The organism is Microbacterium sp. IEGM 1404 (genome assembly GCF_030056775.1).
Classification (GTDB): domain Bacteria; phylum Actinomycetota; class Actinomycetes; order Actinomycetales; family Microbacteriaceae; genus Microbacterium.
Map to the genome: position 1 here is coordinate 633,348 of NZ_JASHKP010000003.1, position 14,577 is coordinate 647,924.

Genomic DNA, 14,577 nt, shown 5'->3' on the forward strand with positions numbered 1-14,577 from the left:
GTCTCCCGAACCGCTGGTGTGAGTCTTCGTCTGCTCTCTTGCGGCGATACCCCGCGATCTGACCATGTTTCATTTCTGAGGAGCACTCGTGGAGTCCATCTCCGAGACCCAGCCCGTTGACGCGCCCGAGGGCGCTGACATCCCCACCGAGGAGCAGTCCACCGCTCCCGCCGACGAGACGTTGTTCGATACGCCCGTCGATGCCGAGGGCGCCGACGCCCCCGCGGACGAGGAGCCCGCCGCCGAGCAGGCACCCGCCGAAGAGGCCGCCCCGGCCGAGGACGCAGCGCCCGTCGAGGCTCCGGCCGCCGACGCCGCGCCCGTCGAGGCCGACGCACCCGCGGCCGACGCCGCGCCTGACGTCGAGGCCGCTACTTACGCCGCCGACGCCGCTCCCGCCGTGGAGCCGGCCGCCGAAGAGGCCGCCGCGGCTCCGGCGGAGGAGCCCGCCGCCGAAGAGGCGCCCGCCAAGCCCGCCCGCGCCCCCCGTAAGCGCGCCCCGCGCCGTGCGAAGAGCACCCCCGCCGAGGAGGCGCCCGCCGAGGCCGCCGCCACCGAGGTCGCCACGGCCGAGGCCGAGGCCCCGGCCGAGACGGTCGAGGCTCCGGCCGAGGAGACCCCCGCCGCCCCCGCGGAGGCGCCCGAGGCCGTCGCCGACGCGCCCGTCGCCGAAGAGGCCGCCGCCGAGACCCCCGAGGCCGAGGAGAACGCCGAGACCGCAGCCCCGGCCGCCGACGGCGAGTCGGCGGACGAGTCGACCGAGACGCCGTCGCGCAGCCGCAGCCGCAGCCGGTCGCGCAACCGCAACCGCAACAAGGCCGAGAACGCCGATGCCGTCGCCCCGGCGGCGAACGCCCCCGCCGTCGCCGAAGAGGCCGAGGCGCCCGCGCAGAACGGCCAGCAGGCCCAGCAGCAGAACCAGGCGAACAGCCGGAACCGCCAGCGCAACAAGCGCCGCGGCCAGCCCGCCACCGGTGACGAGTTCGAGGGCGAGATCGGCGAGGACGACGTCCTGATCCCGATCGCCGGCATCCTCGACGTGCTCGACAACTACGCGTTCGTGCGCACCACGGGATACCTCCCCGGTCCGAGCGACGTGTACGTCTCGCTCGGCCAGGTGAAGAAGTACAACCTGCGCAAGGGCGACGCGGTCGTCGGCTCGATCAAGCAGCCGCGCGAGAACGAGCAGTCCAGCCGTCAGAAGTACAACGCCCTGGTGAAGGTCGACTCCATCAACGGGCTGTCGGTCGAGGACGCCGCCGCGCGCGTCGAGTTCGGCAAGCTGACGCCGCTGTACCCGCAGGAGCGCCTCCGCATGGAGACGGCCCCCGAGAAGCTCACGCAGCGTCTCATCGACCTCGTCGCCCCGGTGGGCAAGGGTCAGCGCGGGCTCATCGTGGCGCCCCCGAAGGCGGGCAAGACCATCGTGCTGCAGCAGATCGCCAACGCGATCGCGCACAACAACCCCGAGGTCCACCTCATGGTCGTGCTCGTCGACGAGCGGCCCGAAGAGGTCACCGACATGCAGCGCACGGTCAAGGGCGAGGTCATCGCCTCCACCTTCGACCGGCCCGCGGAAGACCACACCACGGTCGCCGAGCTCGCCATCGAGCGCGCGAAGCGTCTCGTCGAGCTCGGTCGCGACGTGGTCGTGCTGCTCGACTCGATCACCCGTCTCGGTCGCGCCTACAACCTGTCGGCGCCCACCTCGGGCCGCGTGCTCACCGGTGGCGTGGACGCGTCGGCGCTGTACCCGCCGAAGCGCTTCTTCGGCGCGGCGCGCAACATCGAGAACGGCGGATCGCTCACGATCCTGGCCACCGCTCTGGTGGAGACCGGCTCCAAGATGGACGACGTGATCTTCGAGGAGTTCAAGGGCACCGGCAACAGTGAGCTGCGTCTGAACCGCCAGCTCGCCGACAAGCGCATCTTCCCGGCCGTCGACGTCAACGCGTCCTCGACCCGGCGCGAAGAGATGCTGCTGTCGCCGGACGAGGTCAAGATCACCTGGAAGCTGCGTCGTGCCCTTGCGGGTCTCGACCCCCAGCAGGCCCTCGAGGTCGTGCTCGGCAAGCTCAAGGAGACGCAGTCCAACGTCGAGTTCCTCGTCCAGATGCAGAAGTCGATCCCGGCTCCCGCGCGCGGAGACAACGGGCACGACAACGGCATCCGCTGAGCCGTGTCGGATTCCGGCATCCTCGAGTCCGTCCGCGGGCTGATCGACGAGCACCGGCAGGTCGAGCTCGAGCTGAACGACCCCGCCGTGCACGCCGATGCGGCGCGCGCGAAGCGGGTCAATCGGCGCTACGCCGAACTGAACCGGATCGTCCACGCCTACGAGGCGTGGCAGTCCGCGGCGGACGACCTGGATGCCGCGCGCGAACTCGCCCGTGAGGACGAGGCCTTCGCCGAGGAGGTGCCCGCGCTCGAGCAGCGGTGGGCGGAGAGTCAGGAGCGGCTGCGTCGCCTGCTGATCCCGCGCGACCCGGACGATGCCCGCGACGTGATCATGGAGATCAAGGCGGGCGAAGGCGGCGCGGAGAGCGCCCTGTTCGCGGCCGATCTGCTGCGGATGTACCTCCAGTACGCGGCATCCATGGGCTGGAAGACCGAGCTGCTCGAACGCAACGAGTCCGACCTCGGTGGTTACAAGGACGTCCAGGTCGCGATCAAGGGATCCTCGAGCGACCCCGCGCAGGGCGTCTGGGCGCACCTGAAGTACGAGGGTGGCGTGCACCGCGTGCAGCGCGTACCGGCGACCGAGTCGCAGGGACGCATCCACACGTCCACGACCGGTGTGCTCGTCTTCCCCGAGGTCGACGAGCCCGAAGAGGTCGCGATCGACCCCAACGACCTGAAGATCGACGTGTTCCGTTCGTCGGGCCCGGGCGGCCAGTCGGTGAACACCACCGATTCGGCGGTGCGCATCACGCACGTGCCGACGGGGATCGTCGTGTCGATGCAGAACGAGAAGTCGCAGCTGCAGAACCGCGAGGCCGGAATGCGCGTGCTGCGCGCCCGGCTGCTCGCCAAGCAGCAGGAGGAGCGCGACGCGCAGGCCGCCGATGCGCGCCGCTCGCAGATCCGCGGCATGGACCGCTCCGAGCGCATCCGCACCTACAACTTCCCCGAGAACCGCGTCGCCGATCACCGCACCGGGTACAAGGCGTACAACCTCGACCAGGTCATGGACGGCGCCCTCGGCCCGATCATCGAGTCGGCGATCACCGCCGACGAGGAAGCGCGCCTCGCCGCGCTCTCCGAGAGCTGACGCTCAGGTCGGCCGCGCCCTCTTCGTGCGTGTCTCGTGCACAACGAAGGAAAGCTGTCCCCGGCGGGGCAGAAACCGCTGTTTCTCGCGGACCGGTTCCCGATCCTCCTTCGTTGTGTCCGCGCCGGATGCAGGCTCAGGCGTCCCACACGGGCGGGTGGGGGAGCGGGCCGCGTCGCCGCTCCAGCTCGGCGCCGAGCGCCAGCAGCGTCGCCTCCCCGCCGGGGCGTCCGATCAGCTGCACCGAGACCGGGTGCCCCGTCGCGTCGACGGTCACCGGGAGCGTGAGGGCGGGCAGGCCCGCCACGTTGACGAAGCTCGAGTACGGTGCGTACTCCACCTGCATCGCGAAGGTGCGCTCGGGATCGTGGCCGGCGTACGCGCCGACGGGCTGCGGAGTCTGGGCCAGGGCGGGGGTCAGGACGGCGTCGAAGGCCGCGAAGTCGGTGATCGTCCGCCGTTCGAACGCGCGCGCCTCGGTCAGTCCTCCGAGCAGCTCCGGCGCCGAGAGCGCCCGGCCCTCCCGCACGAGCCAGGCGGTGAGCGGCTCGACGAGGGCCATGTCGTCGGCGCTCAGCGGGATGCGCGCAGCGCTCGCGCGCCACAGTACGCGGAACAGGGCGGGATAGCCGACCGGATGCCAATCGGCATCCGTGACGGGGTGTCCGGCGTCGCTCAACCAGACGGCCGCCGTCTCGAACGCCGTACGGGCGGCGGGGTCGAGGACGATGTCCTCGTCGTCGTCCCAGGGGGAGACGGTCGTCGCGCCGATCCGATACGTCCCGGATCCGGTGCGTGCGGCACGGACGAAGGGGCCGTGCCCCGGGGCCGCCGTCGCGTAGGGGAACGGCGAGAGCCCCACGAGCGCGTCCAGCAGCAGGCCTGCGTCCTCGACGGTGCGGGCGATGGGACCGGTGACGGACAGCCCGTCGGGGGAGTCGAACCCCGACCCGATGGGCAGCCGTCCGCGTGACGGCTTGAGCCCCACGACGCCGACGGTCGCCGAGGGGATGCGGATGGAGCCGCCGCCGTCCGATCCGACCGCGGCCGGGAGGAGTCCCGCGGCCACGGCCACGGCGGCGCCCCCGCTCGAGCCGCCCGCACCGGCCTCGGGGCGCCAGGGGTCCCGCGCGGGGGCGTGGATGAGCGGTTCCGTGAAGCCGGTCAGACCGAACTCCGAGGTGCTGGTCTTGCCGAGGCTCACCGCGCCCGCGGCATCCATCGCCTCCGCGAGGGCGTCCGAGACCGCCGGCACGTGGTCGGCGCGGGCGCGCGATCCGTACCGCGTGGGGACACCCGCCCGCGCGACGAGGTCCTTCTCCGCCGAGGGCACGCCCCAGAGCGGGCCACGGTGTCCGCCCCCGTCGAGCGCGGTGGCGCGCGCCAGCGCGGACTCCGCGCTGACTTCGGCGAAGGCGCCCAGATCGGACGCGTGAGCGATGCGGTCGAGGTAGTGGGAGGTCAGTTCGACAGGCCCGATCCTGCCGTCCCGGAGCGCCGCGACCTGTGCGACGAGGGACAGATCGTGCAGGCGCGTCATTCTTCGAGCCTAGGCCCGTCGCTCCGCTACCCTCGCAGCATGAAGACCCGGTTGCTGCGCGTGCTCGTCTACCTCGCCTCGGCGGCGGCGGGGCTCGTGCTCGCCGACCTGTTCGTCGGCGGCTTCCGGATCTCGTGGCTCGACTGGTGGGGCTTCCTCGTCGCGATCGTCGTCTTCGCGATCGTCCAGAGCCTCGCGACGCCGCTGGCCACCCGGTTGGCGCAGAAGCACGCTCCGCTCCTCCTCGGGGGGATCGGCATCATCGCGACGTTCGTCTCACTGCTGGTCGTGGTGGTGCTGCCCTCCGCGGGCGTGCGTATCACGACCGCCGCTGCCTGGTTCCTGGCGCCGCTCGTCGTGTGGATCGTGTCCGCCGTCGTGACGTGGGTGCTGACAGTCGTTCTGATCGACCGGCGGGCCCGGACGCTGCCGTCGACGACGCGCTGAACCCGATCAGATCCAGTATTCGGGCGCGGTGAGCAGCGCTCGGGTGTCGTCGCTCGACCGGCGCGCCCGCGCTTTCGCCGGGACCCCGACCAGCACGCTCTCGGGGGCCGCGTCCCGGGTCACCACGGCGTTGGCGCCGACGAGGCTGTGAGCCCCGATCGTGATCGGGCCGAGGATCTTCGCCCCGGCCCCCACGGCCACACCGTCGTGCAGCGTCGGATGGCGTTTGCCGCCCTCGCGCTGGCGTCCCCCGAGGGTGACGCCGTGGTACAGCATGACGTCGTCGCCGACCTCGGCCGTCTCGCCGATCACGACGCCCATGCCGTGGTCGATGAAGAAACGGCGCCCGATCGTCGCGCCGGGGTGGATCTCGATGCCCGTGAGCCATCGCGTGACCTGCGAGATCGCCCGAGCCGGGAACCGCAAGCCCCGCAGCCACAGGCGGTGCGACACGCGGTACGACCAGACGGCGTGCAGGCCGGGGTAGAGGAGAGCGATCTCGAGGCCGCCACGGGCGGCCGGGTCGCGGAACTTCGCCGCGGCGACATCCTCGCGAACGCGGGAGAGGGCCCCCACGTCAGTTGTCGCGCAGGTCTTCGTACAGGGCGGTGGAGAGGTAACGTTCGCCGTACGAGGGGATGATGACCACGATGTTCTTGCCCTCGGCCTCGGGGCGACGTGCGATCTCGAGAGCGGCCCAGATGGCGGCGCCGGAGGACATGCCCACCAGGATGCCGTCCTTCGCCGCCGTTTCGCGGGCCAGCCGGATGGCGTCGTCGAACTCGACGTCGATGACCTCGTCGATGATGCTGCGATCGAGGATCGCCGGGACGAAGTTCGGTCCGATGCCCTGGATCTTGTGGGGGCCGGGGTGGCCCTTGGTGAGGATGGGGGAGTCGGCGGGCTCGACCGCGACGACCTTCACACCCGGGACGCGCTCCTTCAGCACCTGACCGACTCCGGTGATGGTGCCGCCCGTGCCGATCCCGGCCACGAAGTAGTCCACCTTGCCGTCGGTGTCGCGCAGGATCTCCTCGGCGGTGGTCTTGCGGTGGATCGCGGGGTTCGCCTCGTTCTCGAACTGGCGGGCCCAGACGGCGCCGGGCGTTTCGGCGACGATGCGCTTGGCCTCCTCCACCGCGAACGACATGCCCTTGGTGGGGTCGGTGAGCACGAGCTCGGCGCCGAACGCCCGGAGCAGCACGCGACGCTCCTTCGACATCGACGCGGGCATCGTCAGGATGACCTTGTATCCGCGCGCCGCGCCGACCATGGCCAGCGCGATACCCGTGTTGCCGCTGGTGGACTCCACGAGGGTGCCGCCGGGCTTGAGCTCGCCGGAGGCTTCGGCGGCGTCGACGATCGCGATGCCCAGGCGGTCCTTGACGCTCGAGGCGGGGTTGTAGAACTCGAGCTTGGCCAGGATCTGGCCCCCGGCGCCTTCCGCGACGCGGTTGAGGCGCACCAGCGGGGTGTCGCCGAACGCGGAGGTGATGTCGGAGTGGATGCCGGGCATGGCTCGCCTTTCGCCGTCGGTCGGATCGCGACAATCCTAGGTGAGCGGCCGGACACCGCGGCCGTGTGTGACGCTGCGCGACTAGGCTCGGGAGCCGTCATGCCCGAGCCCGTACCCTTCGCCCCGTCCCCCGTCGCCGACGTCGTCCGCGCCACCGCCGCGCGCTTCGCCGCCGCGGGCATCCCCGACCCCCAGGTGGATGCCGAACTCCTCGTCGCCCACGTCCTGTCCACGTCGCGCGGGGGAGTGCAGGCCGCCGCCGTCCGCGGCGATCGTCTGTCCGCCGATGCCGCGGCGGCCCTCGCCCCGCTCGTGGACCGGCGCTGCGCGCGCGAGCCGCTGCAGCACCTCACGGGGCTCGCCCCCTTCCGGTCCCTGGAACTCGCCGTCGGACCGGGGGTCTTCGTCCCGCGCCCCGAGACCGAGATGGTCGCGCAGCTCGCGATCGACGCCCTGCGCGCGGCGGCATCCGGATCGCCGATCGCCGTGGACCTCGGCACCGGCAGCGGAGCCATCGCCCTCGCCCTGGCGACCGAGGTCCCCCACGCGCGGGTGTTCGCCGCCGAGAACTCCGTCGACGCGTTCATCTGGACGAAGGAGAACGTCGCCCGCATCGGCGCGACGAACCTCACGCTCGCGTTCATCGACCTCGCCGATGCGTTCCCCGAGCTCGATGGAACGGTCTCGGTCGTGGCATCCAACCCTCCCTACGTCCCGGACGACGCGATCCCGCGCGACCCCGAGGTGCGGCTGTTCGACCCGCCGGCGGCCCTGTACGGCGGACCGGACGGGCTGGATGCCGTGCGCGTGCTGAGCCGCGTCGGTCTGCGCCTCGCGCATCCCGGCGGCACCATCGTGATCGAGCACGGCGAGTGGCAGGGCGCCGCGATCCGCGAGATCCTCACGGCGGACGGGTGGCGGTCCGCGGCGACCCACCCCGACCTGACGACGCGCGACCGCGCCACGACCGCCGTCCGCCCCTGACCGCGCAGCGGTCCGCGTCTCGGTAGACTGTCGCCCGACATGTCACCCGTCTACGACTGCCGTGACGAGTCGCAGCTGCTGTCCGGGATGCGCCATGCGCGTCAGGCGATCGGCCGAGGCGAACTCGTCGTGCTCCCTACCGACACCGTCTACGGCATCGCCGCGGACGCGTTCAACGCGCGCGCCGTCGCGGGCCTGCTCGAGGCGAAGGGACGCGGACGGCAGCAGCCGCCGCCGGTCCTCGTCCCCGGCGTCGGTACCCTCCGTGCTCTGGTCGCCGAGGTGCCCACCGCCGTCGACGACCTCGTCCACGCCTTCTGGCCCGGCGGGTTGACCATCGTCCTGCCCGCGCAGCCGTCCCTGTCCTGGGACCTCGGTGACACGCACGGCACCGTCGCGGTCCGCATGCCCGCGCAGAACCTCACGCTCGAGCTGCTCAAAGAGACCGGGCCGCTCGCGGTCTCCAGCGCCAACCGCACCGGAATGCCCGCTGCGGTCAGCATCGACGAGGCGCGCGACATGCTCGGCGACAGCGTCGCCGTCTACCTCGACGCCGGACCCAGCGAGTGGGGCTTCGCCTCGACGATCGTGGATGCCACGTCCCTCGTCGGCGGGAGCGAGCCGGTGATCCGCGTGCTCCGCGAAGGCACGATCTCCCGCGCGCGTCTGCGCGAGGTGCTGGGCGACCTGCTCGAGCCGGATCCCGAGACGGGCCCCGCCGACGGCGCCGCCTCGTCGGCGCCGGACACCGCCGCGGATGCCGAGGCGCCGGGTCCGTGACCCAGTACCTCCTCACCATCCTGTTCACGGCGGCGGTGACTCTCGCCCTGTCGTGGGTGGTGTGGAAGTTCGCCCTGCGCTTCCGGTTGTACCCCGGTATCCGGGATCGCGACGTGCACAAGACCCCCACTCCGCGCCTCGGCGGGGTGGCGATGTTCCTGGGCGTCGTCGCGGCCTTTGCGCTGTCGAGCCGGAACCCCTACTTCGCGATCTTCTGGACCGATCCCGTGCCGGTGCTGTCGCTGCTGGGCGCGGTCCTGCTCATCGTCCTGGTCGGGGTCGTCGACGATCTGTGGGATCTCGACTGGATGATCAAGCTCGGTGCGCAGTTCATCGCCGCGGGCATCATCGCGTGGTTCGGGCAACTGCAGATCCTGTCGCTGCCGATGGGGGCGCTCACGGTGGGGTCGAGCTGGGTGAGCTTCCTCCTGACCGTCTTCGCGCTGGTCGTCGTCATGAACGCCGTCAACTTCATCGACGGCTTGAACGGTCTGGTCGCGGGCGTCTGCCTCATCGCCAACGGGGTGTTCTTCGCCTACTCCTACCTGCTCGTGCGCGATACCGGCGCGAGCACGTACTTCAACCTGGCATCCTTCATCGCCGCCGTCCTCATCGGAGCGTGTCTCGGATTCCTGCCGATGAACTGGACGCCGGCCAAGCTGTTCATGGGGGATTCCGGAGCACTCATGCTCGGCCTGCTGATGGCCAGTTCGGCCGTGGCCATCACGGGGCAGCTCGACCCGGCCGTCCTCGACCCGGAGCAGCTCGGCCGCTCCCAGCTGCTCGGTGCCTTCATCCCGATCCTCCTGCCCGTCGTCATCGTGCTGCTGCCGTTGCTGGACTTCGGGCTCGCCGTCATCCGGCGCCAGTGGGCCGGACGCTCGCCGTTCTCGCCCGACCGGAAGCACCTGCACCACCGCATGCTCGACATGGGGCACAGCGACCGCGACGCGGTGCTCATCTTCTACGCCTGGACGGCCGTGGTCAGCCTGTCGTTCCTCCTGATGTACATCGGCACGCAGCAGAGCTGGCCCGGCGACTACTGGATCGGCATCGGCTTCGGTGCCGTGGGCGTCGCGGCGTGCGTCGTGCTGACCCTGCTTCCCTCTTACCGTCCCTCGCGTCGGCGTGCCCGTCGTGCGCAGCCCGCATCCCCGGAGACCTCCTCATGACCACCGCTTCCCCCGCCGCCCGCCGTCCCCTCTCGAGCACGCCGTTCCTCAGAACGGCGTTGGTCTGGGGCGGGATCGTCACCGCGGTCCTCCTCGTGGCCGGCGCCGTGATCGGTTTCGCCGTGGCCGGCCCCGGAGGAGTGGGGAGCGCGGTGTCCGGCGTCGGCGTGAGCGCCGTCTTCCTCGCGGTGACGGCCGCGAGCATCCTCATCGCCAACCGCTGGTTCGGCGATCCGCTCTACGTCCCGATCTTCTTCGGCATCGTGCTCGGCGGGTGGCTGCTCAAGCTCGTGCTGTTCATCGTCGCTATCGTGATCCTGCGCGGCCAGGACTGGGTCGATCCGAAGGTGTTCTTCGTGGCCCTGGTCGTCAGCGTCATCGCCTCCCTCGCGGTCGACGTCGTCGTGCTCCTGCGGATGCGCGTGCCCAGCGCCAGCGACGTGGACCTGCCGACCGATCCCGATGAGGGCGACCGTCGCGCCTGACCCTCTATAACCCGGGGTTCTCGTACCGCGGGCACGTTAGTCCGTCGGCGAGACGAACGATCGGCCGAGACTCATGGATCAGCCGGGAGTTTGATAGGGTGGGGTAAGTACCCACCCGCGACGGGGACTCTCCCCAGACTCGCACTTCGGGTGCCATCACCGACCATCGTCGCAACGGTTCACACCGATGCCCCGAAGCTGGAGCCAGCGCTGTCCACTCAAGCTGCGACCCTGATCACGAACTTCGCGTCTGCGGGTGCGGAGTTCCATCCGCCCTCCATCAACGAGTTCTTCCCTGACGCGGTCCTGTTCGAGGGCACGATCTTCGCGATCACCCGCATCAACCTGGTGCAGATGCTGGCCACCGCCGTGCTGGTCATCCTCTTCGTGGTCGGCACCCGTCGCATGAAGCTCGTCCCCGGGCGCTTCCAGAGCGTCGTGGAGATGGGGCTGGACTTCGTCCGCGTCAACATCGCGGAAGACCTACTCGGTCGCAAGGACGGTCGCCGCTTCCTGCCGATCCTCACCACCATCTTCTTCATGGTGCTGTTCATGAACATCACGGGCATCATCCCCGGCCTGAACATCGCCGGTACCAGCGTCATCGCCGTTCCGCTCCTGCTCGCGATCGTGGCGTACGTCACCTTCATCTACGCGGGTGTGAAGAAGAGCCCCGGCAAGTTCTTCCGCAACGCGCTCATGCCCTCGGGCGTGCCGTGGCCGCTGTACATCATCATCATCCCGCTCGAGTTCCTCTCGACCTTCATCATCCGACCGATCACGCTGACGCTCCGTCTGCTGATGAACATGATCGTCGGCCACCTGATGCTGGTCCTCTTCTTCGCCGCCACCCAGTTCTTCGTCTTCGGCCTCGGCGGCTGGTGGACGGCGCTCGGCGCAGGAACCCTGGCGTTCGGCTTCGCCTTCACCCTTTTCGAGATCCTGGTGGCTTTCCTCCAGGCCTACGTTTTCGCAATTCTCACCGCGGTCTACATCCAGCTCGCGGTCGCGGAAGAGCACTGAGCGGCCCGGCGCACGCCGAGCCACCCAACCGAAAGGAAAAACCCGTGGACGCAACTACGGTTCTCGCCCAGGTCACCGGTTCCATCGCCACCGTCGGCTACGGCCTCGCCGCCATCGGCCCGGCCATCGGCGTGGGCATCGTCGTCGGCAAGACGATCGAGGGTGTGGCCCGTCAGCCCGAGCTGGCCGGTCGCCTGCAGGTCCTGATGTTCATCGGTATCGCCTTCACCGAGGCGCTCGCGTTCATCGGTATCGCGACCGGCTTCATCTTCGGCTTCTGATCCGGCGCACGATCTACGTAAAGGAGACGAGATGCTGAGTGCTCTTGTCACCCTCGCCGCCGAACCCGCCGGCGAAGAGACGCACAGCCCGCTGATTCCGGCTGTCTACGACATCGTCTGGTCGTTGGTGTGCTTCGTCATCATCCTCTTCGTGTTCTGGAGGGTCGTCCTGCCCCGCATGGCGAAGCTCCTCGACGAGCGTGGTGCCGCCATCGAGGGCAACATCGCCAAGGCGGATGAGGCGCAGCGTCAGGCCGAGGCCGCGCTGGAGCAGTACACCGCTCAGCTCGCCGAGGCGCGCAAGGAAGCCGGCGAGATCCGCGAGGCCGCCCGCGAGGACGGCAAGAAGATCGTCGCCGAGGCGAAGGAAGCCGCTTCCTCCGAGGCTGCACGCCTGACCGCCGCGGCGCACGCGCAGATCGAGGCCGAGCGTCAGTCGACGCTGGTGTCGCTCCGCGCCGAGGTCGGCACGCTCGCGGTCGACCTGGCCGGCAACGTCATCGGTGAGACCCTCTCCGACGACGCCCGCGCGCAGGCCGTGGTCGATCGATTCCTCGCCGAGCTCGAGGCATCCGAGAAGGCGGCCCAGTAATGGGCAGCGCGACCACTCAGGCGCGGACCGCGACGGCGGAGGCGCTCACGAACGCCTCCGGTGTCGACCTCGACGTCGCCCGCGAGCTGTTCGCGGCCGTCGGCGCCGTGAACGGGTCGGCGCAGCTGAGCGGCGCGCTCTCCGATTCGTCGGCACCAGCTGCCGCTCGCAGTGCTCTGGTGACGGCCGTCTTCGGCTCCGCGTACCGTGAGACGACCGTTTCGCTTCTGCGCCGTGCGGCGGAGCAGCGGTGGTCGACCGCGGCGGAGTTCGTGGACGGGCTGGAGGAGTTGGCCGTGCGTGCTGCCACCGTCGCCGACGCGTCGGTGGACATCGAAGGAGAGCTGTTCCAGTTCTCCCGCACCGTCGCCTCCAACGGCGAACTCGAGCTCGCCCTGGGCGGTCGCCTGGGCGACGCGTCCGGCAAGGCGTCGCTCGTCTCGACGCTGCTCGACGGCCGTGCCAGCGCCCCGACCGCGCTCATCGTGTCCTCGCTCGTGCAGAACGCGCGCGGTCGTCGCGTCCGGTCGCTCCTGCGCCGGGCGGAGTCGATCGTCGCCGATCAGCGCTCGAGCATCGTGGCCACCGTCTACGCGGCGGCGCCGTTGAACGACGCGCAGCAGACGCGACTCCAGAACGCGCTCCGCGCGCGTTACGGGTCGGCGGTCAGCCTCAACACCGTGATCGACCCGACGGTGGTCGGTGGACTGCGCGTGCAGGTCGCCGACGACGTCATCGACGCGAGCGTGTCCGCACGTCTCGCCGACCTTCGCCAGCGCATCGCCGGCTAAGACTTTCCCGCCCGAGCGGGTGGAGATCTGGGGGCTCGCGCCCCACGAACGAAGGAAGACAATGGCAGAACTCTCTATCAGCCCCGACGTCATCCGTGACGCGCTGAAGGACTTCGTCAACGCCTACGAGCCGACGGGCGCGGGTGCGACCGAGGTCGGCACCGTCGTCGATGCGGCTGACGGCATCGCCCACGTCGAGGGACTGCCCGGCGTCATGGCGAACGAACTCATCCGCTTCGCGGACGGCACCCTGGGCCTGGCCCAGAACCTCGACGAGCACGAGGTCGGCGTCGTCGTCCTCGGCGAGTTCTCCGGCATCGAAGAGGGCCAGAGCGTCACCCGTACCGGCGAGGTCCTCTCGGTCGGCGTGGGCGACGGCTACCTAGGTCGCGTCGTCGACCCGCTGGGCAACCCGATCGACGGTCTCGGCGAGATCGCGACGGAGGGGCGTCGTGCCCTCGAGCTCCAGGCGCCGGGTGTGATGCAGCGCAAGAGCGTGCACGAGCCGCTCCAGACCGGCATCAAGGCCATCGACGCGATGATCCCCGTCGGTCGCGGCCAGCGCCAGCTCATCATCGGCGACCGCCAGACCGGTAAGACGGCCATCGCGATCGACACGATCATCAACCAGAAGGCCAACTGGGAGTCGGGCGACGTCAACAAGCAGGTCCGCTGCATCTACGTCGCCATCGGCCAGAAGGGCTCCACGATCGCTTCGGTCAAGGGCGCCCTCGAAGAGGCCGGCGCGATGGAGTACACCACCATCGTCGCGGCCCCCGCGTCCGACCCCGCCGGCTTCAAGTACCTCGCGCCCTACACGGGTTCGGCCATCGGCCAGCACTGGATGTACGGCGGCAAGCACGTCCTGATCATCTTCGACGACCTGTCGAAGCAGGCCGAGGCTTACCGCGCCGTTTCACTGCTCCTGCGTCGCCCGCCGGGCCGCGAGGCGTACCCCGGTGACGTCTTCTACCTCCACTCGCGTCTGCTCGAGCGTTGCGCGAAGCTGTCCGACGAGCTCGGCGCCGGTTCGATGACGGGTCTGCCCATCATCGAGACCAAGGCCAACGACGTCTCGGCGTACATCCCGACCAACGTGATCTCGATCACCGACGGCCAGATCTTCCTCCAGTCCGACCTGTTCAACGCCAACCAGCGTCCCGCGGTCGACGTGGGTATCTCGGTCTCGCGCGTCGGCGGCGACGCCCAGGTCAAGTCGATCAAGAAGGTCTCGGGAACGCTGAAGCTCGAGCTGGCGCAGTACCGCTCGCTCGAGGCGTTCGCGATGTTCGCGAGCGACCTCGACGCCGCGTCGCGCCGTCAGCTGGCCCGTGGTGCGCGTCTGACCGAGCTGCTGAAGCAGCCGCAGTACTCGCCGTACCCGGTCGAGGAGCAGGTCGTCTCGATCTGGGCCGGTACCAACGGCAAGCTCGACACCGTCGAGGTGTCCGACGTGCTCCGCTTCGAGCGCGAGCTGCTGGACTACCTGCGGCGCAACTCGACCGTCCTCGACACGCTGCGCGAGACCAACGCGCTGGGTGACGACACCGTCGCCGAGCTCGAGAAGAAGATCGACGAGTTCCTCCTCGAGTTCCAGCCGGGTGACGACCAGGGCGTCGTGGGCGCCGAGCAGGTCGACGCCGCCGAGGCCGAGGACGTCAACCAGGAGCGAATCGTCAAGGGCCGTCGCTAACA

Annotated in this window: 15 protein-coding genes; 12 read left to right on the forward strand and 3 right to left on the reverse strand. The window is 70.1% G+C overall.

The features are described from left to right. Positions 1–88 precede the first annotated feature (88 nt). Both rho and prfA read left to right on the forward strand, forming a co-directional pair. Positions 89–2,176: a transcription termination factor Rho gene (rho, locus tag QM517_RS13625; protein ID WP_283288099.1), complete on the forward strand. Its 2,088-nt coding sequence runs from the start codon at positions 89–91 to the stop codon at positions 2,174–2,176. Between the two features lie 18 nt (positions 2,177–2,194). Next, positions 2,195–3,271, forward strand: coding sequence for a peptide chain release factor 1 (gene prfA / locus QM517_RS13630; RefSeq protein ID WP_308208910.1), 1,077 nt, complete (start codon positions 2,195–2,197; stop codon positions 3,269–3,271). Between the two features lie 136 nt (positions 3,272–3,407). Here the strand turns inward: prfA and QM517_RS13635 are convergent, their stop codons facing one another. Then, positions 3,408–4,811 carry an amidase gene (locus QM517_RS13635; RefSeq protein WP_283288102.1) on the reverse strand — a complete coding sequence of 468 codons (1,404 nt, stop codon included), beginning with the start codon at positions 4,809–4,811 and terminating at the stop codon, positions 3,408–3,410. A gap of 39 nt (positions 4,812–4,850) precedes the next feature. On the opposite strand from QM517_RS13635, the gene QM517_RS13640 reads away from it, so the two are divergent. After that, positions 4,851–5,258 (forward strand): phage holin family protein, encoded by a 408-nt coding sequence (locus QM517_RS13640; RefSeq protein ID WP_077050264.1) that lies wholly within the window; start codon positions 4,851–4,853, stop codon positions 5,256–5,258. A 6-nt stretch (positions 5,259–5,264) separates the two neighbouring features. Here the strand turns inward: QM517_RS13640 and epsC are convergent, their stop codons facing one another. Further along, on the reverse strand, positions 5,265–5,834 hold the full coding sequence (epsC, locus tag QM517_RS13645) for a serine O-acetyltransferase EpsC (RefSeq protein ID WP_077050263.1): 570 nt from the start codon (positions 5,832–5,834) through the stop codon (positions 5,265–5,267). A gap of 1 nt (position 5,835) precedes the next feature. After that, positions 5,836–6,774 carry a cysteine synthase A gene (gene cysK / locus QM517_RS13650; RefSeq protein ID WP_077050262.1) on the reverse strand — a complete coding sequence of 313 codons (939 nt, stop codon included), beginning with the start codon at positions 6,772–6,774 and terminating at the stop codon, positions 5,836–5,838. A gap of 99 nt (positions 6,775–6,873) precedes the next feature. Between cysK and prmC the strand changes: the two genes are divergently transcribed. The 9 genes from prmC to atpA all read left to right on the forward strand — a co-directional run bounded on the left by prmC (position 6,874) and on the right by atpA (position 14,575). After that, positions 6,874–7,758, forward strand: a complete 885-nt coding sequence (gene prmC / locus QM517_RS13655) for a peptide chain release factor N(5)-glutamine methyltransferase (RefSeq protein WP_283288105.1) — start codon at positions 6,874–6,876, stop codon at positions 7,756–7,758. Between the two features lie 39 nt (positions 7,759–7,797). Beyond that, positions 7,798–8,538, forward strand: coding sequence for an L-threonylcarbamoyladenylate synthase (locus QM517_RS13660; protein WP_283288107.1), 741 nt, complete (start codon positions 7,798–7,800; stop codon positions 8,536–8,538). Further along, the gene (locus QM517_RS13665) at positions 8,535–9,710 is read left to right on the forward strand and encodes an MraY family glycosyltransferase (protein WP_077050259.1); all 1,176 of its coding nucleotides are present in this window, start codon (positions 8,535–8,537) and stop codon (positions 9,708–9,710) included. The genes QM517_RS13660 and QM517_RS13665 overlap by 4 nt, the downstream gene beginning before the upstream one ends. Further along, the gene (locus QM517_RS13670; protein WP_077050258.1) at positions 9,707–10,195 is read left to right on the forward strand and encodes a hypothetical protein; all 489 of its coding nucleotides are present in this window, start codon (positions 9,707–9,709) and stop codon (positions 10,193–10,195) included. Before QM517_RS13665 ends, QM517_RS13670 begins: the two co-directional genes overlap by 4 nt. A gap of 210 nt (positions 10,196–10,405) precedes the next feature. Next, positions 10,406–11,218, forward strand: a complete 813-nt coding sequence (gene atpB, locus QM517_RS13675) for a F0F1 ATP synthase subunit A (RefSeq protein ID WP_374114694.1) — start codon at positions 10,406–10,408, stop codon at positions 11,216–11,218. Between the two features lie 44 nt (positions 11,219–11,262). Then, the gene (gene atpE, locus QM517_RS13680; protein ID WP_077050257.1) at positions 11,263–11,499 is read left to right on the forward strand and encodes a F0F1 ATP synthase subunit C; all 237 of its coding nucleotides are present in this window, start codon (positions 11,263–11,265) and stop codon (positions 11,497–11,499) included. A 31-nt stretch (positions 11,500–11,530) separates the two neighbouring features. Beyond that, positions 11,531–12,091, forward strand: a complete 561-nt coding sequence (locus tag QM517_RS13685; RefSeq protein WP_278101199.1) for a F0F1 ATP synthase subunit B — start codon at positions 11,531–11,533, stop codon at positions 12,089–12,091. Then, positions 12,091–12,882: a F0F1 ATP synthase subunit delta gene (locus QM517_RS13690; RefSeq protein ID WP_283288112.1), complete on the forward strand. Its 792-nt coding sequence runs from the start codon at positions 12,091–12,093 to the stop codon at positions 12,880–12,882. The genes QM517_RS13685 and QM517_RS13690 overlap by 1 nt, the downstream gene beginning before the upstream one ends. 61 nt (positions 12,883–12,943) lie before the next feature. Further along, positions 12,944–14,575, forward strand: coding sequence for a F0F1 ATP synthase subunit alpha (gene atpA, locus QM517_RS13695; RefSeq protein WP_077050254.1), 1,632 nt, complete (start codon positions 12,944–12,946; stop codon positions 14,573–14,575). The last annotated feature ends 2 nt before the right edge of the window (positions 14,576–14,577 follow it).